General features: G+C 68.5%; 25 protein-coding genes. 22 read left to right on the plus strand and 3 right to left on the minus strand.

Going from position 1 to position 22,770, the window contains the following annotated elements; genetic code table 11:
- Positions 1-355, minus strand: a 355-nt coding sequence (locus DU475_RS15845) for a trypsin-like serine protease (RefSeq protein WP_164632664.1), incomplete at its 3' end; no start/stop codon positions are given.
- A gap of 65 nt (positions 356-420) precedes the next feature.
- Here DU475_RS15845 and DU475_RS15850 point away from each other — a divergent pair.
- The 11 genes from DU475_RS15850 to DU475_RS24320 all read left to right on the plus strand — a co-directional run bounded on the left by DU475_RS15850 (position 421) and on the right by DU475_RS24320 (position 8,354).
- A complete protein-coding gene (locus DU475_RS15850; RefSeq protein ID WP_164632665.1) occupies positions 421-990 on the plus strand; it encodes a head-tail connector protein in 570 nt (189 codons plus the stop codon).
- Complete coding sequence (locus DU475_RS15855) at positions 987-1,307, plus strand: head-tail adaptor protein (protein WP_164632666.1); 321 nt, start codon at positions 987-989, stop codon at positions 1,305-1,307. The genes DU475_RS15850 and DU475_RS15855 overlap by 4 nt, the downstream gene beginning before the upstream one ends.
- The gene (locus tag DU475_RS15860) at positions 1,304-1,714 is read left to right on the plus strand and encodes a DUF3168 domain-containing protein (RefSeq protein ID WP_164632667.1); all 411 of its coding nucleotides are present in this window, start codon (positions 1,304-1,306) and stop codon (positions 1,712-1,714) included. The genes DU475_RS15855 and DU475_RS15860 overlap by 4 nt, the downstream gene beginning before the upstream one ends.
- Before the next feature lie 12 nt (positions 1,715-1,726).
- A complete protein-coding gene (locus DU475_RS15865; protein WP_047308469.1) occupies positions 1,727-2,134 on the plus strand; it encodes a phage major tail protein, TP901-1 family in 408 nt (135 codons plus the stop codon).
- Positions 2,135-2,143: 9 nt separating this feature from the next.
- Entirely contained in the window at positions 2,144-2,461 is a 318-nt protein-coding gene (locus tag DU475_RS15870; protein WP_164632668.1) for a gene transfer agent family protein, read from the plus strand.
- The gene (locus DU475_RS15875; RefSeq protein ID WP_013503293.1) at positions 2,458-2,658 is read left to right on the plus strand and encodes a rcc01693 family protein; all 201 of its coding nucleotides are present in this window, start codon (positions 2,458-2,460) and stop codon (positions 2,656-2,658) included. Before DU475_RS15870 ends, DU475_RS15875 begins: the two co-directional genes overlap by 4 nt.
- Positions 2,658-3,248, plus strand: a complete 591-nt coding sequence (locus DU475_RS15880) for a phage tail tape measure protein (protein ID WP_164632669.1) — start codon at positions 2,658-2,660, stop codon at positions 3,246-3,248. The genes DU475_RS15875 and DU475_RS15880 overlap by 1 nt, the downstream gene beginning before the upstream one ends.
- A gap of 88 nt (positions 3,249-3,336) precedes the next feature.
- Positions 3,337-3,975: a TIGR02217 family protein gene (locus DU475_RS15885; protein ID WP_164632670.1), complete on the plus strand. Its 639-nt coding sequence runs from the start codon at positions 3,337-3,339 to the stop codon at positions 3,973-3,975.
- Between the two features lie 198 nt (positions 3,976-4,173).
- Positions 4,174-6,849 carry a DUF1522 domain-containing protein gene (locus tag DU475_RS15890; RefSeq protein ID WP_013503290.1) on the plus strand — a complete coding sequence of 892 codons (2,676 nt, stop codon included), beginning with the start codon at positions 4,174-4,176 and terminating at the stop codon, positions 6,847-6,849.
- 63 nt (positions 6,850-6,912) lie between these two features.
- On the plus strand, positions 6,913-7,473 hold the full coding sequence (locus DU475_RS15895; protein ID WP_047308571.1) for a flagellar biosynthesis repressor FlbT: 561 nt from the start codon (positions 6,913-6,915) through the stop codon (positions 7,471-7,473).
- A gap of 563 nt (positions 7,474-8,036) precedes the next feature.
- Positions 8,037-8,354: a response regulator transcription factor gene (locus tag DU475_RS24320; protein WP_234713335.1), complete on the plus strand. Its 318-nt coding sequence runs from the start codon at positions 8,037-8,039 to the stop codon at positions 8,352-8,354.
- Positions 8,355-8,584: 230 nt separating this feature from the next.
- On the opposite strand, the gene DU475_RS15905 is transcribed toward DU475_RS24320, so the two are convergent.
- Positions 8,585-9,577, minus strand: a complete 993-nt coding sequence (locus tag DU475_RS15905; protein ID WP_164632671.1) for an AraC family transcriptional regulator — start codon at positions 9,575-9,577, stop codon at positions 8,585-8,587.
- Positions 9,578-9,730: 153 nt separating this feature from the next.
- Between DU475_RS15905 and DU475_RS15910 the strand changes: the two genes are divergently transcribed.
- The 7 genes from DU475_RS15910 (at position 9,731) to DU475_RS15940 (ending at position 16,607) form a co-directional block, all read left to right on the plus strand.
- The gene (locus tag DU475_RS15910) at positions 9,731-11,422 is read left to right on the plus strand and encodes an acyl-CoA synthetase (protein ID WP_164632672.1); all 1,692 of its coding nucleotides are present in this window, start codon (positions 9,731-9,733) and stop codon (positions 11,420-11,422) included.
- Positions 11,423-11,440: 18 nt separating this feature from the next.
- The gene (locus DU475_RS15915; protein WP_164632673.1) at positions 11,441-12,208 is read left to right on the plus strand and encodes a 3-hydroxyacyl-CoA dehydrogenase; all 768 of its coding nucleotides are present in this window, start codon (positions 11,441-11,443) and stop codon (positions 12,206-12,208) included.
- 58 nt (positions 12,209-12,266) lie between these two features.
- Positions 12,267-13,454 carry an acetyl-CoA C-acetyltransferase gene (locus DU475_RS15920; RefSeq protein WP_164632674.1) on the plus strand — a complete coding sequence of 396 codons (1,188 nt, stop codon included), beginning with the start codon at positions 12,267-12,269 and terminating at the stop codon, positions 13,452-13,454.
- A gap of 7 nt (positions 13,455-13,461) precedes the next feature.
- Positions 13,462-14,589: an acyl-CoA dehydrogenase family protein gene (locus tag DU475_RS15925; RefSeq protein WP_164632675.1), complete on the plus strand. Its 1,128-nt coding sequence runs from the start codon at positions 13,462-13,464 to the stop codon at positions 14,587-14,589.
- A 123-nt stretch (positions 14,590-14,712) separates the two neighbouring features.
- Positions 14,713-15,624 (plus strand): phage/gene transfer agent baseplate hub protein, encoded by a 912-nt coding sequence (locus DU475_RS15930; RefSeq protein WP_164632676.1) that lies wholly within the window; start codon positions 14,713-14,715, stop codon positions 15,622-15,624.
- A gap of 39 nt (positions 15,625-15,663) precedes the next feature.
- Positions 15,664-16,116, plus strand: a complete 453-nt coding sequence (locus tag DU475_RS15935; RefSeq protein ID WP_164632677.1) for a C40 family peptidase — start codon at positions 15,664-15,666, stop codon at positions 16,114-16,116.
- Positions 16,117-16,181: 65 nt separating this feature from the next.
- Positions 16,182-16,607 (plus strand): GFA family protein, encoded by a 426-nt coding sequence (locus tag DU475_RS15940; RefSeq protein WP_142882344.1) that lies wholly within the window; start codon positions 16,182-16,184, stop codon positions 16,605-16,607.
- A gap of 259 nt (positions 16,608-16,866) precedes the next feature.
- Here DU475_RS15940 and DU475_RS15945 read toward each other — a convergent pair whose 3' ends face one another.
- Positions 16,867-17,334 carry a hypothetical protein gene (locus DU475_RS15945; RefSeq protein WP_164632678.1) on the minus strand — a complete coding sequence of 156 codons (468 nt, stop codon included), beginning with the start codon at positions 17,332-17,334 and terminating at the stop codon, positions 16,867-16,869.
- A 154-nt stretch (positions 17,335-17,488) separates the two neighbouring features.
- Here DU475_RS15945 and DU475_RS15950 point away from each other — a divergent pair, with 154 nt between their 5' ends.
- From DU475_RS15950 to DU475_RS15965, 4 genes are all read left to right on the plus strand, one after another.
- Positions 17,489-17,962, plus strand: coding sequence for a MarR family winged helix-turn-helix transcriptional regulator (locus tag DU475_RS15950; protein WP_047307571.1), 474 nt, complete (start codon positions 17,489-17,491; stop codon positions 17,960-17,962).
- Between the two features lies 1 nt (position 17,963).
- Positions 17,964-18,416 carry a hypothetical protein gene (locus tag DU475_RS15955; protein ID WP_047307570.1) on the plus strand — a complete coding sequence of 151 codons (453 nt, stop codon included), beginning with the start codon at positions 17,964-17,966 and terminating at the stop codon, positions 18,414-18,416.
- Between the two features lie 27 nt (positions 18,417-18,443).
- Positions 18,444-19,013, plus strand: coding sequence for a cytochrome b (locus DU475_RS15960; RefSeq protein ID WP_164632679.1), 570 nt, complete (start codon positions 18,444-18,446; stop codon positions 19,011-19,013).
- A 128-nt stretch (positions 19,014-19,141) separates the two neighbouring features.
- Positions 19,142-22,770: baseplate multidomain protein megatron (locus DU475_RS15965; protein ID WP_164632680.1), on the plus strand; the 3,629-nt coding region annotated here is incomplete at its 3' end.

The following is a 22,770-nucleotide window of genomic DNA, read 5'->3' on the forward strand; positions in this document are numbered from 1 at the left end:
AGATGGGTATAAGAGACAGGAGCGCGACGTCGGCGCTGGCGCGGTGGCCGAGGATCGCGCCCATGTCGAACTCCGGATGCGCCGCGACGCGGGCGACGTCGCGCAGGCTCGGCTGCCGCTGCGCGTCGTACTGCACCACCTTGTAGTCGGCGCCGGGGCCGACGCAGTGCGCCGCGCTCAGCACCAGGTCGGGCGCGATCAGCGTCCCCGAACAGAAATTGCCGCGCGAGCCGACGATGGTGACCACGGCGCGGGAAAGCGCGCCGGTCGCCTCGGGGGCGCCGCCGACCATCGCCGCCGCCGGTGAGGCCAGCGCGGCGCCGAGCAGACAGCCGAATGTGAGCGTGCGGATCATGGCGGCGCGTTTCGCCCGCCGCCGCGGCGCTGTCAATCGCCGATCACCACCTACGAGGAACCGCCATGCCGATGCTGCTGCTGGCCGGGCCGGCCATGGAGCCGTGGACCGTCGCTGATCTCAAGAGCTTCCTGCGCGTCGAGCACGACGCCGATGACGCGGTGATCGCCTCGCTGCTGACGGCGGCGCGCGCCCAGATCGAGGCCGCGACCGGCCGGATGCTGCTGGCGCAGCGCTGGCGGCTGGTGCGCCACGCCTGGCCGCGCGACGGCCGCATCGTGCTGCGTGGCGGCCCGCTGCGGGCGCTGATCGCGGTGCGGACCTTTGACGCGCACGGCGCCGCGCACGATGTCGATCCCGCCAGCTTCGTGCTCGATCTCGCCGGCGGCGTGATCGCGTCGCCGCATTGGGCGCTGCCGGAGCCGGGCCGCGCGGCCGCCGGCATCGAGCTCGACCTCGAACTCGGCTACGGCAGCGCGGCCGACGACGTGCCGCCGCCGCTGCGCCACGCGGTGCGCCTGCTGGCGGCGCATTGGTACGACAACCGCGGCGACGCTGCGTCTGGAGCAGGCACCGCGGTGCTGCCCGGCGGCATCGCCGCGATGATCGCGGGCTATCGCACGGTGACGCTGTGATCGATCCCGGCCGCTTGAACCGCCGGCTGACACTGCTGGCGCCGGTCGAGACCGACGACGGGCAGGGCGGCGTGGTGCGGAGTTACGCGGCGCAGGCGGTGGTGTGGGCCAGCGTCGTGCCGCTCGCCGCCCGCGAGGGCGTCGCGGCTGATCAAGATCGTGCCGCGCTGCGCGCCAAGATCACGTTGCGTGCCGGCGTGACGCTGTCGCGCGCGCATCGGCTGACTGATGGCGACAGCGTGTATCGCATCATCGCCTGGCGCAGCCGCGAGCGCGGCGCGCTGCTCGAGATCGACGCCGAGACGGAGCAGACATGATCCCTGCCAGCGTTGCGCTGCGCGCGGCGATCCATCGCGCGCTGATCACCGACACAGCGCTGCTCACCGCACTCGGCGGGCCGCGGATCTACGACGAGCCGCCGCGCGAGGCGGCGTTTCCGTTCGTCACCCTCGGCGAAGCGCGGATCAGCGACGTCTCCGCCGACGATGCGCCGACCCAGGAGCATCAACTGACACTGCACGCCTGGTCGCGCCAGGGCGGCCACAAGGAGGCGCATGTGATCACCGGCGCGCTGCTGCAGGCGCTGGACGATGCGCCGCTCGCCCCGTCCGGCCATCGCCTCGTCAATCTGCGGTTCGCGCTCGCCGACATCCGCCGCGAGCCCGACGGCCGCACCTATCACGCCTTGGTGCGATTTCGCGCCGTCACCGAACCGATTAGTTAGCAGGAGCCGCGCATGGGCGCACAGAAGGGCAAGGATCTGCTGCTCAAGATCCACGACGGGACGAACTACGTCACCGTCGCCGGCTTGCGCAGCCGCAAGATCGCGTTCAACGCCGAACTGGTCGACATCACCCACGCCGAATCCGCCGACCGCTGGCGCGAACTGCTGGCCGGCGCCGGCGTCCGCCGCGCGTCGATCTCCGGCCGAGGCCTGTTCAAGGATGCAAGCTCCGACGCGCTGGTGCGAACTGCATTCTTCAGCGGGCTGATCAGCGACTGCCAGGTGGTGGTGCCGGATTTCGGCAGTATCACCGGGCCGTTCCAGATCGCCAGCCTCGAATTCGCCGGCGAGCACAACGGCGAAGTCACCTTCGACCTGACGCTGGAGAGCGCCGGCGCGCTCGGCTTCGTCGCCTTGTGAGAGGACAGCATGGCCAACAAACATCGCGGTGAAATCGAAGCCGAACTCGGCGGCCGGACCCGCACGCTGGTGCTCACCCTCGGCGCGCTCGCCGAGCTGGAAGCCGCGTTCGCCGCCACCGATCTCGTCGCACTGGCGCAGCGCTTCGGCAGCGGGCATCTGTCGGCGCGCGATCTGGTCCGGATCATCGCCGCGGGCCTGCGCGGCGCCGGCGAGGCGGTCCGCGATGATGAAGTCGCGGCGATGACGGTGAGCGGCGGCGCCGCCGGCTATGCCGGTATCGCGGCCGAGCTGCTGGCCGCGACGTTCGGCGAGGCGGCGGCGTGACGCCGTTTCCGTGGGCGGAGGCGATGCAGTTCGGTCTCGGCGTGCTGCGGCTGCCGCCCGATCAGTTCTGGCGGATGACGCCGCGCGAACTCGCCGCCGCGATCGCCGGCCTGCGCGGCGGCGCGACACCGCCGCTCGGCCGCGCCGCGCTCGACGAACTGATGCGGCGCTATCCGGATCACGAGGAACTTGCGTGATGACGGGCGACGGCAACGAGACATGCGACTGCGGCTGCGTCGAGGAGACGACTCAGAAGGTCGACCAGCTCACCACCAAGACCCAGGCGCTGAGCAGCGAAGCCAAGGGCTTCGCGCACGCGATGACCTCGGCGTTCTCGCAGGCGGTCACCGGCGGCAAGCAGTTCGAGGACGTGCTGAAGTCGCTGGCGCTGAAGGTTTCGGATCTGGCGGTCAAGGCGGCGCTGAAGCCGCTGACCACCAGTCTCGCCAGCGGCTTCGACAGCCTGTTCTCCGGCCTGTTCGGTGGCACGACGGCCAAGAACGCCGACGGCGCGATCAAGCCGTTCGCGGCCGGCGGCGTGATCGGTACGCCGACTTACTTCCCGATGCTCGGCGGCGGTGTCGGCCTCGCCGGCGAAGCCGGTCCCGAGGCGATCCTGCCGCTGACGCGCGGCGCCGACGGCCGGCTCGGCGTCGCCTCCAGCGGCGGCGCCACCACGGTCAACATCCAGATCGCGACGCCCGACGCCGACAGCTTCCGCCGCTCCGAGACCTATCTCACCGGCCAGATCGCCCGCGCCGTCGCGCGCGGCCAGCGCGGGCTTTGAGCCGACAGCCGTTCATCCGCATCATTGCGAGCCTGCTCCTCGCAATGACGGCGAGGGTGGATCGATTTGATTCCTGGTGCAGCAAGTCATGACCCCATTCCACGAAATCCTGTTCCCGCTCGACGTCGCGCTGAAGAGCGCCGGCGGGCCGGAGCGGCGCACCGAGATCGTCGGCTTCGGCTCGGGCCGCGAACAGCGCAACGCGCGCTGGGCGGACTCGCGGCGGCGCTACGACGCCGGCTACGGCGTCAAGACGTTCGAAGCGCTGCAGCAAGTGGTCGCGTTCTTCGAGGAGCGCCGCGGTCCGCTCACCGGCTTCCGCTGGCGCGACCGGCTGGATTGCAGTTCGGCCGCGCCCGGCGCGCCGGTGTCGCCGCTCGACCAGGGCATCGGCATCGGCGACGGCACGCGCGCGAGCTATCAACTCGTCAAGACCTACGGCGCCGGCTTTGCCCCCTATGTGCGCACGATCACCAAGCCGGTCGCCGGCACCGTCCGCGTTGCGGTCGGCGGCGTCGAAGCCGCGGCCGCCGCGTTCGGCTGCGATCCCGCCACCGGCATCGTCAGCTTCGCGCCCGGCCATCAGCCGCCATCCGGTGCAGCGGTGACCGCGGGCTTTCAGTTCGACGTGCCGGTGCGGTTCGACACCGACTACCTCGAAGTCGATCTTTCGGCGTTCGCCGCCGGCGCCATTCCGAAGATCCCGCTGGTCGAGATCAGGGGCTGAGAACGTGAGAGCAAACGCGCTGCGGGGGCGCGTCGGGCGTGAAGCATTCCTTGCTTTTCGGACGTCCGAATGGATGAAGGCGACGTCCGATCGGACGAGTGCCGGTTCAACGATCCTTTCCGCGGCAAAACTGAAAATGGCGAGCCGACAGAAAAGTTCGGCGCAACGACACGCCATTGCCCAGAAAGGCAAACGTCCATGTCAGGTATCGTTCTTTCGAACGCCGTCCGCCAGAATCTCTCGTCGCTTCAGGCCACGGCCGACTTGCTCGCCACCACCCAGAGCCGCCTCTCGTCCGGCAAGAAGGTGAACACGGCGCTCGACAATCCGACCAACTTCTTCACCGCCGCTTCGCTCGACAGCCGCGCCAGCGACATCAACAACCTGCTCGACGGCATCGGCAACGGCGTGCAGATCCTGCAGGCCGCCAACACCGGCATCACCTCGCTGAACAAGCTGGTGGACAGCGCCAAGTCGATCGCCAACCAGGCGCTGCAGACCGTGGCCGGCTACGCCACCAAGTCGAACGTCTCGGCGACCATCTCCGGCGCCACCGCCGATGACCTGCGCGGCACCCAGAGCTTCAGCAACGCCGTTGCCAGCAGCAACGTGGTGTTCGACGGCTCTGCGGGCGGTGCCACCACCGCCTCCGGCAGCGATCTGCTGGGCGGTGTCGCCGTCAGCATCGCGGCTGCGACCGCCGTCACCGCCCTCGGCGCCGCCGACAACACCGCGCTCGGTAGCGCGCTGACCGTCGGCACCGCCAGCGGCGCCGCCACCGGCACCAGCAAGATCAGCGATCTGACCAACGGTCTGACCGCGACTGCGACCGGTCCGGCCGCCGGTGACGCGATCACCGTCAACGGCAAGACCATCACCTTCACCACCGCCGGTGCGGCGAAGGCGGACTCCGAAGGCAACTACACGATCGGCCTCGATCAGGACCTGACGGCCCTGACCAAGACCATCGACGCGATGAACAACAATACGACCAACGCGTCGACCGTCACCGGCGGCAAGCTGGAACTGCACTCGGGCACCAACAGCCCGCTGACGATCAGCGACAACGCCGGCGGTGCGGTGCTGGCCAAGCTCGGGCTGGGCGGCTCGACCGAGTTCAAGGTCGATACGGCTGCTGCGACGGCATCGGCCAACATCTCGGGCTCGACCCAGTTGTTCAACAGCCACGGCGGCCTGTCCTCGACCGCGATCGCTGACGGCACCCAGCTCACCGTCAACGGCAAGACCATCACCTTCAAGACCTCGGATGCGCCGCAGGGTAACAACATTGCCACCGGCACCGGCGTTCTCGGCCGCATCGGCACCGACGGCAACGGCAACTCGACGATCTATCTCGGCAACCAGAGCAACTTCACCAACGCGACCGTGGGTGACGTTCTGACCGCGATCGATCTCGCCAACGGCGTCAAGTCGGCTTCGATCTCGAACGGCGTGGCGACGATCTCGACCAGCGCCGGCCAGACCCCGTCGTCCGTGGCTGCCGGCATCGTCACCATCAACAGCTCGTCGGGTGCCGACCTCAATCTGACCGGCCCGACCGATCTGCTCAAGAACCTCGGCCTGACCACTGCGACCGGCTCTGGCCCGCTGACCCTGACCAAGCAGCGCACCACCGACGGCACCACGCTTGGTACGCTGATCGCGGACGGCTCGACCCTGAACGTGAACGGCAAGACCATCACGTTCAAGAACGCCGCGGTGCCGACGGCCTCCGCGTCGCACACCGGAATCTCCGGCAACGTCGAAACCGACGGCAACGGCAACTCGACCGTGTACCTGCAGAAGGGCACTCTCGACGACGTGCTGAAGGCGGTCGATCTCGCCACCGGCGTGCGCAAGGCGACGCTCGGCAACGCCGGTGCGGTGATCTCCACCGCGAGCGGTACGGCCAACTCGTCGATCACCAGCGGCATGCTGAAGCTCTCGACCGGTCTGCAGTCCGACCTCAGCATCACCGGTACCGGCAATGCCATGGCGGCGCTCGGCCTGACCGGCCCGAGCGGCACCGACAGCTCGTTCTCCGCGACCCGCGGTGCGAGCGCCGGCAGCCTGAACGGCAAGTCGCTGACCTTCACCTCGTTCAACGGCGGTGCGGGCGTCAACGTCACGTTCGGTGACGGCACCAACGGCACCGTCAAGTCGCTGGCCCAGCTCAACGTCGCGCTGGCCGCCAACAACATGTCGGCGTCGATCGACAACGCCACCGGCAAGCTGACGATCTCGACCTCCAACGACTTCGCCTCCCACTCGATGGGCGGCAGCGAAGGTGGCGTGCTCGGCGGCACTGCGCTGACGACTCTGACCTTCTCGACGCCGCAGGCGCCGGTTGCGGACGTCAATGCCCAGAACACCCGTGCGGGTCTGGTCAAGCAGTTCAACGACATCCTGAACCAGATCAAGACCACGGCTCAGGACGCTTCGTTCAACGGCGTCAACCTGCTGAACGGCGACACCCTGAAGCTGGTGTTCAACGAAACCGGCAAGTCGACGATCTCGATCCAGGGCGTCACGTTCGATCCGACCGGCCTCGGTCTGTCGGACCTGTCGTCGGGCACCGACTTCATCGACAACAACGCGACCAACGCGGTGCTGACCAAGCTGAGCGCCGCCTCGACCACGCTGCGGTCGCAGGCTTCGGCGTTCGGTTCGAACCTGTCGGTGGTGCAGGCCCGTCAGGACTTCTCGAAGAGCCTGATCAACGTGCTGCAGACCGGCTCGGCGAACCTGACGCTGGCCGACACCAACGAGGAAGCGGCGAACAGCCAGGCGCTGTCGACCCGCCAGTCGATCGCGGTGTCCGCGCTGTCGCTGGCCAACCAGTCGCAGCAGGGCGTGCTGCAGTTGCTGCGTTAACGAAACCGATCGAGCCGGCGGCATCCGCCGCCGGCTCGATCACTTGAACTGAGGAGACGACCGATGCCGCTGAGCGAGACCACACCGATGAGCGTCGCCAGGACGCCGCGAGGATCGCGCAAGGCATCGTCCGGACTGAAGATCACGCTGAAGCCGTTCGAGCGGATCGAGATCGGCGGTCTGACGCTGATCAACGGATGGACCGAATCGTCGACGTTCTCGATCGAAGGCACCGCGCCGGTGCTGCGCCAGGCCAACACGATTCTCGAGGACCACGCCGACACCAGCCTGCGGCAGGTCTATCTGCGCTTACAGAAACTCTATCTGCGCCGTGACGGAGCGACCCTTGAAGGCTACCATCAGGCGGTGGAGCGCCTTCTGCTGGAGATGCCCGCGGCCGCTGAAGCCGTGCAAAAGGCCAACCAGGCGATCGCCGACCAGCGGCTCTATGCGGCGCTGAAGGCGTATCGCGATCTGCTCGATCAGACCGACGAGGGATGGTCGTCGCAAGCGTCCGAGCCGGCGCCGATCCGACAGGGCGATCCCGAAGCGCTGCCCAGGGTCGAATTCGTGCGCGACCGGCGGAAATATCGCGCGGGAGCCTCGCGCAGCCAGCCCGGATAGGCCGCAACGGTGCCATCGCCAAATTTGGGGATGACGAATCCCTGGGGCCTGATCTAGTTTCCCGTAAAATTACTAGGTCGCAAGACGCGCCGCGCCCCGACCGAGGTGGTTTTTCCTTCTACGTCAAGTGCTTGCCAATCATGCCGGGTTCTCACCTATCGAACATCGTCAAGGGGGTCGGAATCAGCGCCCTGGTGATCGATCGGGACGGCAAGATTCTCGAAGCCAGCGACGAGCCGGCGATGTCCGGCGCCAAATCCAAGAGCAAGGTCGGCAGCAGCTATTTCGACGCCTGCATCCGTCCGGATCGGCACTCGCTGGAATTGCTGCGCGGGTTCAAGAGCCTCGCCGAAAAGAGCATCGACTTCTTCTCGACGGTCAGTTGGCGCGAAGAGGCCGGCGAACGAAAGCACTTCCTGATCGTGGCGACGCCGTGCGACGACGATCCGGACGCGATCGTGGTGTTGCACATCGATGTGTCGGTCCTGCTGGGCGGACGTCAGGAATTGTCCGCGCTGATGATCGGGCAGGGGGCGGCCGCTGCGGCTCAAGTCGATGCCGCAATGATCGGAGCCGTGCGCGGTGCGATCGTCGATGCGCTCGCGGCCTCGCAGGTGCCCACGCCGACATTGACGATTCCCAAGCAATCCAGGGAGCCCAACGCTCTCAGCGAACTTACTCCCTCGCAGTTGGAACTTCTGCCCTATCTGGCGAGCGGAAAGAGCAACCGGCAGATCGCCAAAGAGCGCGACATGAGCGTGTTCACGGTGAAGTCTCAGGTGGCCGGCATCATCCAGAAGCTGAACGTCGCCAACCGCACGCAGGCGGCACTGTTCGCGATGCGCAACAGCGAGGCCTTGGGAATTCGATCGCGAGCCTAGAGCGGTTCATCGTTTGATTGACACGATCCGACCTTTCCGAAGGCACTGAGTCCTCATCCTGAGGAACCCGGCTAAGCCGGGCGTCTCGAAGGATGGGGCAACGCATTCCCTGCGTCACATGGTTCGAGACGGCGCTACGCGCCTCCTCACCATGAGGTTCTGCCTGTTGCAGGCTCTCCGAAGCGCGGGTTCGATTCTATCGAAAACAGGATTGCTTTACGCGCGAGGCCTCACCCGCCGATCGCCTCGCGGCGGAACGCGCCGGGGCTTTTCGCCATCCATTTCCGGAAGGCGCGGTGGAACGCGCTGGGTTCGGCGAAACCGAGGTCGGCGGCGATGTCGCCGACCGGCTTTTCGTTGTCCGCCAGCCAACGGATCGCCAGCGCGCGGCGGATCTCGTCCTTGATGGTCTGGTAGGTCTGGCCCTCGGCGCTCAGCCGGCGGCGCAGCGTCGAGGCCGGGATCTTCATCTGCCTGGCCAGCGTTTCGAAGTTCGGCCACGCGGTCGGTGGCTTGGCGCGCAGCGTGGTGCGGATCGCGGCGGTGAGGGTGGCGTCGTGGCGGTAGCGGACCAGAATGTTCGCCGGCGCCCGGCGCAAGAACTCCTTCAGCGCCCGCTCGGTGCGGTTGGTGCGCAGCTCGAGAAAGGCGGCATCGAACACCAGCGCGCTTTCCGGCTGGCCGAACCGCACCGGCGCACCGAAGAACGACCGATAGTCGGCGGCGAAGGCCGGCGGGCCGCAGGCGAAATCCACCCGGCGCAGCGGCAGCCGCCGCCCGACCAGCCAGCAGGCGATGCCGTGCACCACGATCCAGAAGGTGCGATAGGCGAAGGCCGAGCGCGGCGCTGTCTTGTCACGGAGCACGATGCGGGCGAGGCCGTCTTCGATCCGCAATTCGCCGCTGGGATCGTCCAGGGCGATCTTCAGAAATCGCAGCGCGCGGTTCAGCGCCTGGTGCAGCGTTCCGGCGTTGAGCACCGCGTGCCCGAGCAGCGTGAACGATCCAGGGCGCATCGGCCGGCCGCCGAGACCGAAGAACTCGTCGTCCATCGCCGCGGCCACCGCCAGCCACAATGCACCGAATTCGGCGGCCGAGACCCGTTCCCGCACCACCTCGGGCAAGCCGGCGGAGGCGAACACCGGCCCGGGCGCGATGCCGGCCCGAACCAGACAATCGGCCACCTCCTCCACGAACAAAGGCGCAATCGTCCGCCGCTCCAACTCGTCGGTTCCTTCTCGAAAGTGGCAAAACCGATCACAAATCTAGGTCAGTTTGGTCCTAGAAAGCCACAGCGCTCCGCCGCTTAATCCGCCCCCGTGAATCCACTCGCGTCAAACCCTCGTGCCAACAACGAGGGCAGGGGAAGAAACACCATGAGCAACGCCCATCCTGCGGCAGCAGCCATCGAAGATTACGCCGACGTTCTTGCGCGGTTTCGCCGCGAGGATCTCGAAGCGCTGTTCGACGGCGACTTCGCGACCGGCATCAACGTATGCGTCGAATGCTGCGACCGTCACGTCGCCGGCGGCGGCACGGCGCTGGATTGGGAAAGCCAGGACGGCCGCACCGCATCGTTCAGCTTCGGACAGATGCAGGACTATGCGGCCCGCGTCGCCAATCTGCTGGTCGCACAGGGCGTCAAACCCGGCGACGTCGTCGCCGGCATGCTGCCGCGCACGCCCGAGCTGCTGGCGCTGATCCTCGGCACCTGGCGCGCCGGCGCGGTGTATCAGCCGCTGTTCACCGCGTTCGGTCCGAAGGCGATCGAGCACCGCGTCAAGATGAGCGCCGCCAAGCTGGTGGTCACCGATGTGGCCAATCGCGCCAAGCTCGCCGACGTCGCCGATTGCCCGACCGTGGCGATCGTGCTGCGGCCCGGCGAGACCGCGCCGCTCGGCGATCTCGATTTCCATGCCGAGATCGCGGCGCAATCGACTGCGTTCGAGCCGGTGCTGCGCAAAGGCAGCGATCTGTTCCTGATGATGTCGACCTCCGGCACCACCGGCTTGCCGAAGGGCGTGCCGGTGCCGATCAACGCGCTGCCGGCGTTCTATTCGTACATTCGCGATGCGGTCGACCTGCGCCCCGATGACATCTTCTGGAACATCGCCGATCCGGGCTGGGCCTATGGCTTGTACTACGCGGTCACTGGCCCGCTGCTGCACGGCCATGCCACCACGTTCTACGACGGTCCGTTCACCGCCGAGAGCACCTATGGATTGATCAAGCGCCGCGGCATCACCAATCTGGCCGGCGCGCCGACCGCGTATCGGCTGCTGATCGCGGCGGGACCGGAAGCGGCGGCGCCGGTGAAGGGCCAGCTCCGCGTCGTCAGCAGCGCCGGCGAGCCGCTCAATCCGGAAGTGATCCGCTGGTTCGCCGAGCATCTCGCCGCGCCGATCCATGATCACTACGGCCAGACCGAACTCGGCATGGTGGTGAACAATCACCACCGCCTGCGCCACACCGTGCATCCGGGCTCCGCGGGTCTGGCAATGCCCGGCTTCCGCGTCGCGGTGCTCGACGAGCAGAGCAACGAACTGCCGCCGAACGTGCCGGGCGTGCTGAGCGTCGATCTCAAGCGCTCGCCGCTGATGTGGTTCTCCGGCTATTGGCAGCAGGAAACGCCGGCGATCGAAGGCGGTTACTACCGCACCGGCGACACCGTCGAGCTGGAGCCGGATGGGTCGATCAGCTTCGTCGGCCGCGCCGACGACGTCATCACCTCGTCGGGCTATCGCATCGGCCCGTTCGATGTCGAGAGTGCGCTGATCGAGCATGCGGCGGTGATCGAGGCGGCAGTGATCGGCAAGCCCGATCCCGAGCGCACTGAGATCGTCAAAGCCTATGTGGTGCTCGCCAAGGACGTGACACCGAGCGAGGCGCTGGCCGAGGAGCTGCGGCAATACGTCAAGAAGCGGCTCTCGGCGCATGCCTATCCGCGCGAGATCGAATTCCTGGAGCAACTTCCGAAGACGCCGAGCGGCAAGCTGCAACGCTTCATCCTGCGCAAGCGCGACACCGAGCCGGCGGGCGCGGCCCAGGGCACTTCTTCTGCAGCTTGAGATACGGATTAAATCGTCATGAACATTACTGATCGCGTTTTCCTGGTCACCGGTGCCGCTTCCGGTCTCGGCGCCGCCACCGCCCGCACGCTGGTCGCCGGCGGCGCCAAGGTGGTCGGCCTCGATCTCAACGCCGAGGCCGGCGCCAAGCTCGAGCAGGAGCTCGGTGCGAGCTTCCGCTTTCTCGCCACCGACGTCACCAAGGCCGAGGATGCCGAGGCGGCGGTGAAGCTCGCCCAGGACGTGTTCGGCCACGTCAACGGGCTGGTGAACTGCGCCGGCGTGGCGCCGGGCGAGAAGGTGCTCGGCCGCACCGGCCCGCACAAGCTCGACAGCTTCGCCCGGGCGATCACCATCAACCTGATCGGCAGCTTCAACATGATCCGGCTCGCTGCCGAGGCGATGAGCAAGGAACAGCCGGACGCCGAAGGCGAGCGCGGCGTGATCATCAACACCGCTTCGGTCGCGGCGTTCGACGGCCAGATCGGGCAGGCAGCGTATTCGGCCTCCAAGGGCGGCGTCGCCGCGATGACGCTGCCGATTGCGCGCGAGCTCGCGCAGCACGGCATTCGCGTGGTGACGATCGCACCCGGCATCTTCGAAACCCCGATGATGGCCGGGATGCCGCAGCCGGTGCAGGATGCGCTCGGCAAGAGCGTGCCGTTCCCGCCGCGGCTCGGCCGGCCGGCCGAATATGCCGCGCTGGTCAAGGCGATCTGCGAGAATACGATGCTGAACGGCGAGGTGATCCGCCTCGACGGTGCACTGCGGATGGCGCCGCGCTGAGGCGCGGCGTTTCCTCTATCGTCCCGATCAAACAAACCAAAATCCAGGGAGAACTCCCATGACCCACGATCCTATCGTTATCGTCGGCTCCGCCCGGACCCCGATGGGCGGCTTTCAGGGCGAGCTGAAGGACGCCACCGCATCGCAGCTCGGCTCCGCCGCGATCTCGGCCGCGGTCGAGCGCGCCGGCCTGAAGCCGGATGCGATCGATGAAGTCGTGTTCGGCTGCGTGCTTCCCGCCGGCCAGGGCCAGGCACCCGCCCGGCAGGCTTCGCTCGGCGCCGGCCTGCCGCTGTCGGCGGGCTGCACCACCGTCAACAAGATGTGCGGCTCCGGCATGAAGGCGGCGATGCTCGCGCATGATCTACTGATCGCCGGCAGCGCCACCGTTGCGGTGGCCGGCGGCATGGAGAGTATGACCAACGCGCCGTATCTGCTCGACCGCGCCCGCGGCGGCTACCGGATGGGCCACGGCCGGGTGCTCGACCACATGTTCCTCGACGGCCTCGAAGACGCCTACGACAAGGGGCGGCTGATGGGCACCTTCGCCGAGGACTGTGCGCAGAACTATCAGTTCACCCGCGAGACCCAGGACAACTTCGCCATCACCTCGCTGACCCGCGCCCAAGCCGCGATCAAGGACGGCTCGTTCGCCCGCGAGATCACGCCGGTGACGATCAAGGCCGGCAAGGCGGACATCACTGTGACCACCGACGAGCAGCCGCTGAAGGCCAAGCTCGACAAGATCCCGACGCTGAAGCCGGCGTTCCGCGAAGGCGGCACCGTGACGGCGGCGAACTCGTCGTCGATCTCGGACGGCGCCGCGGCGCTGGTGCTGATGCGCCGCTCGGAAGCCGACAAGCGCGGCCTGAAGCCGCTCGCCGCGATCGTCGGCCATTCCACCCACGCGCACGAACCGGCGCTGTTCGCCACCGCGCCGATCGGCGCGATCCGCAAGCTCAGCGAACGCACCGGCTGGAATCTCGCCGACGTCGATCTGTTCGAAGTCAACGAGGCGTTCGCGGTGGTGGCGCTGGCGGCGATGCACGATCTCGGCCTGCCGCACGACAAGGTCAACGTCCATGGCGGCGCCTGCGCGCTCGGCCATCCGATCGGCGCCTCGGGCGCGCGCGTACTGGTGACGCTGCTGGCGGCGCTGGAGAAGTACGATCTCAAGCGCGGTATCGCCTCGCTGTGCATCGGCGGCGGCGAAGCCACCGCCGTCGCCGTCGAGCGGCTGTCGTGAGCGTATTATGATCCTCAACGAACTACAGACCCAGATCCGCGACACCGCCCGCGACTTCGCGCGCGAACGGCTCGCCCCGACCGCGGCGGCGCGCGACGCCGCGCATGCGTTTCCGCGCGCCGAACTGACCGAGATGGGCCAGCTCGGCTTTCTCGGCATGCTGGTGCCGGAAGCCTATGGCGGCTCCGACACCGGCATGGTGGCCTACACCCTGGCGCTGGAAGAGATCGCCGCCGGCGACGGCGCGTGCTCGACCATCGTCAGCGTGCATTCCTCAGTCGGCTGCATGCCGATCCTGAAATTCGGCACCGACGAGCAGAAACAGCGCTTCCTGCCCAAGCTCGCCAGCGGCGAGTGGATCGGCGGCTTTGCGCTGACCGAGCCGCAGGCCGGCTCGGATGCCTCGAACCTGCGCACCACCGCACGGCGCGACGGCGATGCCTACGTCATCAACGGCGCCAAGCAGTTCATCACCTCGGGGCAGAACGGCCAGCTCATCATCCTGTTCGCCGTCACCGATCCGTCGGCGGGCAAGAAGGGCATCACCGCCTTCATCGTGCCGACCGATACGCCCGGCTACGAGGTGGTGCGGGTCGAGGACAAGCTCGGCCAGCATTCGTCCGACACCTGCCAGCTCGCCTTCAACGACATGCGGATTTCCGCCGACCTGCGGCTCGGCGCCGAAGGCGAGGGGCTGAAGATCGCGCTGTCGAACCTCGAAGGCGGCCGGATCGGTATCGCGTCGCAGGCGGTCGGCATGGCGCGTGCCGCGTTCGAGGCGGCCCGCGACTACGCGCGCGACCGCGTCACCTTCGGCAAGCCGATCATCGAGCACCAGGCGGTGGCGTTCCGGCTCGCCGACATGGCGACCCGCATCGCCGCCGCGCGGCAGATGGTTCTGCATGCGGCCAGCCTCCGCGAAGCCGGACTGCCGTGCCTGACCGAAGCCTCGATGGCCAAGCTGCTTGCCTCCGAGACTGCGGAGGCGGTGTGCTCGTCGGCGATCCAGACGCTCGGCGGCTACGGTTACTTGAAGGACTTCCCGGTCGAGCGGATCTATCGCGACGTTCGCGTCTGCCAGATCTACGAAGGCACCAGCGACGTCCAGCGCATCGTGATCGCGCGCAATCTCTGATCTGAACTAAATCGTCGGTCCCGGCGCGGCGCCCGCCGCCGCCGGACCGTCGATGCGACATCGTCCGCGGGGCATCGCGTTGCGCCGGCGGATGCGCCGTCGCGCGCCATCGAGGAGCTTGTGATGCGCAGCATTCCGGATGCGTTGCAGGCGAGGCTCGACGGGGGCGTCACCACGCTGGCGCAATGCTGGATCGTGCGGCGGCGCGATGGCGCTGTGCTCGGCTTCACCGATCACGACCGCGATCTCGTCATCGACGGCGTGAGCTGCCGTGCCGGCACCGGGTTTTCGGCGTCGGAGGCGTCGCAGCGGTTCGATTTGTCGGTCGATGGCGCGGAGATTTCCGGCGCGCTCGATGACGATCTGCTGCGCGAGGCGGATCTCGCCGCCGGGCGCTTCGACGCGGCGGCGATCGAGAGCTGGCTGGTGGATTGGAGCGCGCCCGAGCTGCGGGTGCTGACCGCGCGCGGCACGCTCGGCGAGGTGCGGCGCGAGGGCGCTGCGTTCACCGCGGAGCTGCGCGGGCTCGCCGATCTGTTGTCGCAGGAGACCGGCCGGCTCTACACCGCGGCGTGCAGCGCCGATCTCGGCGATCGCCGCTGCCGCGTCGATCTCGGCAGTCCGGTGCGGCGCGGCGAGGGGCTGGTCGTTGCGGCGCCGGGCAGGTCGACCATCACGGTCTCCGGCCTCGACGGTTACGCGCCCGGCCTGTTCAGCGCCGGCCGGCTGAGCTGGCGCAGCGGCGCCAATGCCGGCGCTGCGGTCGAGATCAAGCAGCATCGCATCGTCGGCGGCGAGGTGCGGTTGTCGCTGTGGCAGGCGATGGCCGAACCGATCGCGCCCGGCGACGGCTTCGTCGTCACCGCCGGCTGCGACAAGCTGTTTGCGACCTGCCGCGACCGCTTTGCTAACAGCGACAATTTCCGCGGCTTCCCGCAGATCCCCGGCAACGACTTCGTCGTCAGCTATCCGGTGCCCGGCGCGCCGGGCAACACCGGCGAGCCGATCGGCCCGGTGCTGCGCGGCGACGTCTGACCGCGTCACGATCTCATCACTCAATTAAACGAGGGCGCGATGGATCAGCCATTGGGGCGCGACGCGATTGTCGCCGAAGCGCGGAGCTGGATCGGCACGCGCTATCGGCATCAGGCGTCGGTGAAGGGTGTCGGCTGCGATTGCCTCGGCCTGGTGCGCGGGGTGTGGCGCGCCTGTCTCGGCGAGGAGCCGGAGATGCCGCCGCCTTACGCGCCGGACTGGGCTGAAGCCGGCGGCGACGAGACGCTGGCGGCGGCGGCGCTGCGCCATCTGGTGCCGGTGCCGTGCGATGCGTTCGACCGCGGCGACGTGCTGCTGTTCCGCTGGCGCGACGGCTGCGTCGCCAAGCACGCCGCGATCGCAAGTTCGCCGACGACGATGATTCACGCCCACGATGGCGCGGCGGTGTGCGAGGTCGCGATCACACCATGGTGGCGGCGCCGGCTCGCCTATGCGTTCACGTTTCCCGGCATTGCAGATCCGCTGCGTTGACGGCGCAGGAGCTGTCTGGTCAGGTCCGGCTGACTCATCGCGCGGATCGCCTGGAGGCACGCAGAATGGACAACGGCAGCAACGTGCGGACCGGTGGATGCCATTGCGGGGCGGTGCGCTTCGAGGTGACGCTGAGCGACGGCTTCGACTCGATCCGCCGCTGCACCTGTTCGTATTGCCGGATGCGCGGCGCGGTGGTGGCGATGGCGGAGATGGGCGGGATCAAGATCCTGCAGGGCGAGGACGTGCTGACGACCTATCGGTTCCACACCGGCACGGCGCAGCACTTCTTCTGCTCACGCTGCGGCATCTACACCCATCATCAGCGACGATCCAATACGAACCTCTACGCCGTCAATGTCGCCTGCCTCGACGGCGTCAGCCCGTTCGACTTCACCGAAGTGCCGGTGATGGACGGCGTCAATCACACCAACGATACCGGCCAGCCGACCCGCCGCGCCGGCACGCTGCGCTTCATCGCGTCGGAGTGACGGTGCGCGCCTCGAAAGAGGGCTGCGTCTGTCCTTGGTTGGCCTATGACCGCGCTTCGCGTACTCACACCAAGCAAAGCCTCATGGTGAGGAGGCGCGAAGCGCCGTCTCGAACCATGCGCCGCGAGTCACGCGCGGCCTCATCCTTCGAGACGCCGGCTTTGCCGGGCTCCTCAGGATCAGGACTCAGTGCCCTCGACGATGGACAATTCCGCTTCGATCAATCGACCAAGCGAACTCATCGCCTGGATGATCAAGCTCAGGCGTGCGCCTTGGCGTTGGCGGCCTTGGTCTCGGCGATCATCCGCTTGATGGCGTCGACGGTTTCGGGCGGCAGGTGCCTGGCGGCGCCGAGCGCGACGTACAGCGCGTTCAGCGTATTGCGGCGGGCCTCCGGCGGAATCATCATCTTGGCGCGCGGACCCTCGGCGAGGCCGTACAGCGCCTGCGCGGCGAGATCGAGATCGTAGCCCCAAGCCCAGCACCACAGCCGCACCGCGGTCGACCAGCCGCGCTGATAGGCGCGCAGCGAGGTGCCGGCTTCGAACAGCGCCTTGACGGCGGCGTCGCGGGTCTCCTCGGGGGCACCGGCGTCGACCGCGGAATAACGCTCGGCGACGTCCAGCACTTCGATCCGCTTGGCTTGCAGCGCCACCACCGGCTTGCCGATGAAGTACACGGCCACATAAGCGACGATCGCAACCGCCACGCTCGCTAGAAATTCCATCGTTCCGTCCTGACCGGCCGTCCCACCAAGCCGGCTACGATGCAAATGCCGCGAACCCCGTCAATGCCGCCGCTATTGGACTTCCGTCGCGTCTCCGGGCCGGTCGGGGAGAGTCGGGATTGACAGGATGCTGTCAGAATGACAGGATACTGTCATGACCGATGCAGCCGACGCTCCATTCGACCACCCCGCCAACGCCCTCGTGCTGGAGGTTTTCCGGCTCAACGGCGCGCTGATCAGGTTCGGCGATGCGTTGGTGAAGCCGCTCGGGCTGACCAGCGCGCGCTGGCAGGTGCTGGGCTCGGTCGCCCACGGCCGCGGCACGTTCTCGGTAGCAAGGCTCGCCGACAACATGGGGCTGGCCCGGCAGTCGGTGCAGCGGATCGTCGACGAGCTGGCGGAGGCCGGGCTGGTTGGCTTCGCGCCGAACCCCGCGCACAAGCGCGCCAAGCTGGTGGTGCTGACGCCGCGCGGCGAGCGGGTGTTCGCGCAGGCCAGTGAACTCTGGCTGCCGATCGCCGACGCCATGATCGCCGGCGCCGATCCGCGCCAGCTTCGCAAGACCAGGGATGCGCTGATCGCGCTTCGCGATCGGCTCGACACACAACTCAGCGACAGGAGTTCGTAAAATGATCAAGAAGCTCCATCCGATCGCCGGCATCATCGCGTTTCTCACCATTCTCCTGTTCTGGACTTCGACCGTCGTGGTCGAGCTCGGCGGCGACGAGGCCGCGATCGCCGCCGTCAAGCTCCGCATCCTGTGGGGTCTCGCCGTGCTGATCCCGGCGATCGCGCTCGCCGGCGCCAGCGGCTTCAAGCTCGGCGGCAAGTCGCCGCATCCGATCATCGCGGCCAAGCGCTGGCGGATGCCGTTCATCGCGCTCAACGGCATCGTCGTCCTGGTGCCGTGCGCGGTTCTGCTGCAACAACGCGCCGCGGCCGGTCAGTTCGACCAGATCTTCACGGTGGTGCAGGCGGTGGAGCTGATCGCCGGGGCGATCAACCTGACGCTGATCGGGCTGAGCATCCGCGACGGCTTCAGGCTGACGCGGCGGTTCGGCCTGTCGGCCGCGACGCACTGAGACTCTTCGGCGATCGGGACGACGGCGATGGCTCTCAACAGTTCATCCGACCAATACGGCACGGTGGCGGTGACGATCCATTGGCTCACTGCCGTCCTGATCCTGATCGCGCTGCTGACCGGCTTCCGCGCCGCGGCGGCCGAGGACGTTGCGACCGAGGCGGCGCTGCTGCGGGTTCATCTGCCGGCGGCGATTCTGGTGCTGGTTCTCACCGTCGTCCGCGTGGTGTGGTGGCTCGGCATCGACGACAAGCCGGCGCCGATCGCCGGGGCGCCGTCCGCGCGGCAGGTTATCGCGCGTATCGTGCACCTGTTGTTTTACGTGATGGTGTTCGGGATGTTCGCGAGCGGCACCGGCATGATGCTGGCGAGCGGAGCGCTGCCGGCGATCTTCTCGCACGACGCCACGGCGCTGCCGGAGTTCTGGCGCTACCGGCCGCGCATCCCGCACGGCTTCGGCGCCCGGCTGCTGGTGGTCCTGCTGATCGTGCATGTCGCGGCGGCGCTGTATCACCATCTGCGCGGCGACCGGGTGTTCGGCCGGATCTGGTTCGGCCGCAGTCCGACATCGCAGGACGCGGCCGACCGCGCGGTGTGACCGCCGTCCTCTCGCCGTCCACCTCCGGCTTCACTTTCCATCGGCGTGCCGGCTGAATCCTGGAAGCGTTCGCGCGGTGTCGGCGCGGGCGCGCAGCGGCGCGCGTCCTCTCGAGCGAAGTCGATCCCATGGCAGCTCTCGTTCTTTCCGTCGCCGGCGCTGCGGCCGGTGCGCTGTTCGGTCCTGTCGGCGCGATCGCCGGGCGGATCGCCGGCGCGCTGATCGGCAATGCGCTCGATCAGTCGCTGTTCGGCGGCAGCGACACCTCGCGTGCGGTCGAGGGGCCGCGGCTCGCCGATCTCGATGTGATGGCCTCGACCGAAGGCGCGCCGATCCCGCGGGTCTATGGCCGCGCCCGGCTCGCCGGCCAGGTGATCTGGGCGACCGCGCTCGAGGAGGTGATCAGCGTCGAGCAGAGCACCACCGGCGGCGGAGGCGGCGGCAAGGGTTTTGGCGGCGGCGGGGGCGGGCAGACCACGACCACCACCACGACCTACAGTTACTTCGCTAATTTCGCGGTCGGGCTGTGCGAAGGGCCGATCGGCCGGGTGGCGCGGATCTGGGCCGACGGCAAGCCGCTCGATCTGTCCGGCCTCGACGTTCGCGTCCATCGCGGCACCGAGGATCAGGCGCCGGACGGGCTGATCGTCGCCAAGCAAGGCGCCGGCAATACGCCGGCCTATCGCGGGCTGGCCTATGTGGTGTTCGAGCGGCTGCCGCTCGCCGATTTCGGCAACCGGATTCCGCAATTGTCGTTCGAGATCGTGCGGCCGATCGGCCAGCTCGAACAGCTCACCCGCGCGGTGACGCTGATCCCCGGCACCACCGAATTCGGCTACGAGCCGGCGACGCGGGTGCAGGTGCTCGGCGCCGGCAGCGCCGCGCCGGAGAACCGCCACGTTTCCTACGCGCCGTCCGATGTGCTCGCCTCGCTCGACGATCTGCAGGGCGTCTGCCCCGGGCTGCAGCGCGTCGCGCTGGTGGCGGCGTGGTTCGGCACGGACTTGCGCGCGCAGGCCTGCACCGTCGAGCCCGGCGTCGAGCGCCGCGACAAGAAGCTCGACCGGGGCAACTGGTCGGTGGCCGGCGCAACGCGCGGCAGCGCGCGGCTGATCTCGCAGGTCGACGGCCGGCCCGCCTATGGCGGCACGCCGTCCGACGACAGCGTGGTGCATCTGATCGGCGAACTGAAAGCACGCGGGCTGAAGATCACGTTCTATCCGTTCGTGGTGATGGACGTGCCGGCCGGCAACGGCCTGCCCAATCCGTGGACCGGCGCCGCGCCGCAGCCGCCTTATCCCTGGCGCGGCCGCATCAGTTGCGATCCGGCGCCGGGCGTGCCGGGCTCGCCGCAGGGCACCGCGACGGCCGCCGCGCAGGTGGCGCAGTTCTTCGCCGGCGGCGCCTGGAATTATCGCCGGATGATCCTGCACTACGCGCAGCTCTGCGCCAATGCCGGCGGCGTCGATGCGTTCCTGATCGGCTCGGAGCTGCGCAGCCTGACCCGGGTGCGTTCGGCGCCCGGCGTGTATCCGGCGGTGCAGCAGCTCGTCGCGCTCGCCGCCGACGTCAAGGCGATCGTCGGCGGCGGGACGCTGGTGAGCTATGCGGCCGACTGGACCGAATACGGCGCCGACGTGGTGACGCCGGACGGGTCCGAGATCCGGTTTCCGCTCGATCCGCTGTGGGCCTCGCCCGCGATCGGTGCGATCGGGATCGATTACTACGCGCCGCTCGCCGACTGGCGCGACGACGCCGGCCATCTGGACTCGGCGATCGCCGCCACCAGCTACGACCGCGCCTACCTTGCCGGCAACGTCGAGGCCGGGGAGGGCTACGACTGGTACTACCCGGATGCGGCAGCGCGTGCCGCACAGGCGCGGGTGCCGATCACCGACGGGCTCGGCAAGCCGTGGATTCACCGCGTCAAGGACATCCGCGGCTTCTGGTCGCAGCCGCATCACGAGCGGGTCGGCGGCGCCGAGCTGGCCGCGCCGACCGGCTGGGTGCCGATGAGCAAGCCGGTGTGGCTGACCGAGGTCGGCTGCCCGGCGGTCGACAAGGGCGCCAATCAGCCGAGCGTGTTTCCCGATCCGAAATCGAGCGAGAATTTTGCTCCGTATTTCTCCAGCGGCGAGCGCGACGATCTGATCCAGCGCCGCTATCTCGAATGCCTGATCACGGCGTTCAGCGCCGAGACCCGCAACCCGGTGTCGCCGCTGTATGGCGGGCGGATGATCGACCTGTCGGCGATCCATCTGTGGACCTGGGACGCGCGGCCCTATCCGGTGTTTCCGGCCGCCGACGATGTGTGGAGCGACGCGCCGAACTGGACCAGCGGGCACTGGTTGACCGGCCGGCTCGGCGGTGCGCCGCTCGATGCGCTGATCGCCGCGCTGCTCGCCGATGCCGGTGTCAGTGGCGTCGACAGCAGCGATCTGCGCGAGGGCTGCGACGGCTATGTGATCGACCGACCTATGTCGCCGCGGGCGATGATCGAGCCGCTGGCGCTGGCCTACAGCTTCGATGCGGTCGCGGCCGGCGGCACGCTGCGCTTCGTGCAGCGCGGCGGCGCGCCGGCGATCGAGCTGAACGACGACGATCTGGTGCTGCCCGACAAGGGCGCGCCGTGGCGGCTGACGCGGGCGCAGGAGACCGAGCTGCCGCGCGAAACCGCGATCGCCTACAGCGATGCGCTGGCCGATTATCGCCGCGCCGCCGCTGGCTCGCGGCGGCTGGTGGGGGGCGCGGCGCGGATGGTTAAGGCCGATCTCGCGGTCGTCACCAACGACGCCGCCGCGACCCGGCGCGCCGAGATCGTGCTGCAGGATCTGTGGGCCGGCCGCGAGCGCACCAGCTTCGCGCTCGGCCTGCGGCATCTGCGGCTCGCGCCCGGCGACGTGGTGGCGCTGACGCTCGCCGGCCGGCGGCGGCTGTTCGAGGTCGACGAGGTGGTCGACACCACTACGCGGCAGATCGCGGCGCGCAGCATCGATCCCGACGTGTTCGCGCTGCCGCAGCGGATGCCGCGGCCGGCGGCGGCGGCGATCCCGCCGGCACTCGGCCCGGCGGAAGTGATTGCGCTCGATCTGCCGGTGATCGACACTGCTGCCCCCGACGTGCTGACCAGGCTCGCGGTGTTCGCCAATCCGTGGCCGGTGGCCGAGACGATCTACGTGTCGGCGGATGGCGCGAGCTATCAGCCGCTGGCGAGCGCGCCGGCGCGGACGATCATCGGCACCACGCTCGATCCGCTGCCGCGCGGGCCGCTGGCGCGGTGGGACCGCGCCACGACGTTTCGGGTGCGGATCGGCGACGGCGCGCTGGCCTCGCTGTCGGAACTGCGGGTGCTCGCCGGCGGCAACGCAGCGGCGGTGCAGACCCCGGACGGCGGCTGGGAGATCCTGCAATTCGCCAATGTCGAACTGATCGACGGCAACACCTTTCGCTTGTCGCATCTGCTGCGCGGCCAGGCCGGCAGCGACGGCGCGATGCGCGATCATGTGCCGGAAGGCGCGCGGTTCGTGCTGCTCGATCACCATCTGGTGCCGATCGCACGCGGGCTGTCGGCGCTCGGCCGCAGCCTGCGGCTGCGCGTCGTCGCAAGCGGGCGCAGCCATGACGATCCGAGCGCGGTCGAGCTGACCGTGACGCCGGGGTCGACCGCATTACGGCCGCTGGCGCCGGTGCATCTCTCCGCGCGCCGCACCGCCGGCGGCATTCAGCTCGGCTGGATTCGCTGCACCCGGATCGACGG

The sequence above is a fragment of the Rhodopseudomonas sp. WA056 genome (genome assembly GCF_010906995.1).
In the GTDB taxonomy this organism is placed as follows: Bacteria; Pseudomonadota; Alphaproteobacteria; order Rhizobiales; family Xanthobacteraceae; genus Rhodopseudomonas; species Rhodopseudomonas palustris_G.

Excerpts from the sequence above, each read along its gene's own strand:
- DU475_RS15920 (WP_164632674.1), top strand. The coding sequence starts at position 12,267 with ATGACCCACGATCCTATCGTTATCGTCGGCTCCGCCCGGACCCCGATG.
- DU475_RS15890 (WP_013503290.1), top strand. The coding sequence starts at position 4,174 with ATGTCAGGTATCGTTCTTTCGAACGCCGTCCGCCAGAATCTCTCGTCG.
- DU475_RS15895 (WP_047308571.1), top strand. The coding sequence starts at position 6,913 with ATGCCGCTGAGCGAGACCACACCGATGAGCGTCGCCAGGACGCCGCGA.
- DU475_RS15940 (WP_142882344.1), top strand. The coding sequence starts at position 16,182 with ATGGACAACGGCAGCAACGTGCGGACCGGTGGATGCCATTGCGGGGCG.
- DU475_RS15880 (WP_164632669.1), top strand. The coding sequence starts at position 2,658 with ATGACGGGCGACGGCAACGAGACATGCGACTGCGGCTGCGTCGAGGAG.
- DU475_RS15865 (WP_047308469.1), top strand. The coding sequence starts at position 1,727 with ATGGGCGCACAGAAGGGCAAGGATCTGCTGCTCAAGATCCACGACGGG.
- DU475_RS15860 (WP_164632667.1), top strand. The coding sequence starts at position 1,304 with ATGATCCCTGCCAGCGTTGCGCTGCGCGCGGCGATCCATCGCGCGCTG.
- DU475_RS15910 (WP_164632672.1), top strand. The coding sequence starts at position 9,731 with ATGAGCAACGCCCATCCTGCGGCAGCAGCCATCGAAGATTACGCCGAC.
- DU475_RS15915 (WP_164632673.1), top strand. The coding sequence starts at position 11,441 with ATGAACATTACTGATCGCGTTTTCCTGGTCACCGGTGCCGCTTCCGGT.
- DU475_RS15870 (WP_164632668.1), top strand. The coding sequence starts at position 2,144 with ATGGCCAACAAACATCGCGGTGAAATCGAAGCCGAACTCGGCGGCCGG.
- DU475_RS15945 (WP_164632678.1), bottom strand. The coding sequence starts at position 17,334 with ATGGAATTTCTAGCGAGCGTGGCGGTTGCGATCGTCGCTTATGTGGCC.
- DU475_RS15960 (WP_164632679.1), top strand. The coding sequence starts at position 18,444 with ATGGCTCTCAACAGTTCATCCGACCAATACGGCACGGTGGCGGTGACG.
- DU475_RS15935 (WP_164632677.1), top strand. The coding sequence starts at position 15,664 with ATGGATCAGCCATTGGGGCGCGACGCGATTGTCGCCGAAGCGCGGAGC.
- DU475_RS15925 (WP_164632675.1), top strand. The coding sequence starts at position 13,462 with ATGATCCTCAACGAACTACAGACCCAGATCCGCGACACCGCCCGCGAC.
- DU475_RS24320 (WP_234713335.1), top strand. The coding sequence starts at position 8,037 with ATGATCGGAGCCGTGCGCGGTGCGATCGTCGATGCGCTCGCGGCCTCG.
- DU475_RS15850 (WP_164632665.1), top strand. The coding sequence starts at position 421 with ATGCCGATGCTGCTGCTGGCCGGGCCGGCCATGGAGCCGTGGACCGTC.
- DU475_RS15930 (WP_164632676.1), top strand. The coding sequence starts at position 14,713 with ATGCGCAGCATTCCGGATGCGTTGCAGGCGAGGCTCGACGGGGGCGTC.
- DU475_RS15885 (WP_164632670.1), top strand. The coding sequence starts at position 3,337 with ATGACCCCATTCCACGAAATCCTGTTCCCGCTCGACGTCGCGCTGAAG.
- DU475_RS15950 (WP_047307571.1), top strand. The coding sequence starts at position 17,489 with ATGACCGATGCAGCCGACGCTCCATTCGACCACCCCGCCAACGCCCTC.
- DU475_RS15955 (WP_047307570.1), top strand. The coding sequence starts at position 17,964 with ATGATCAAGAAGCTCCATCCGATCGCCGGCATCATCGCGTTTCTCACC.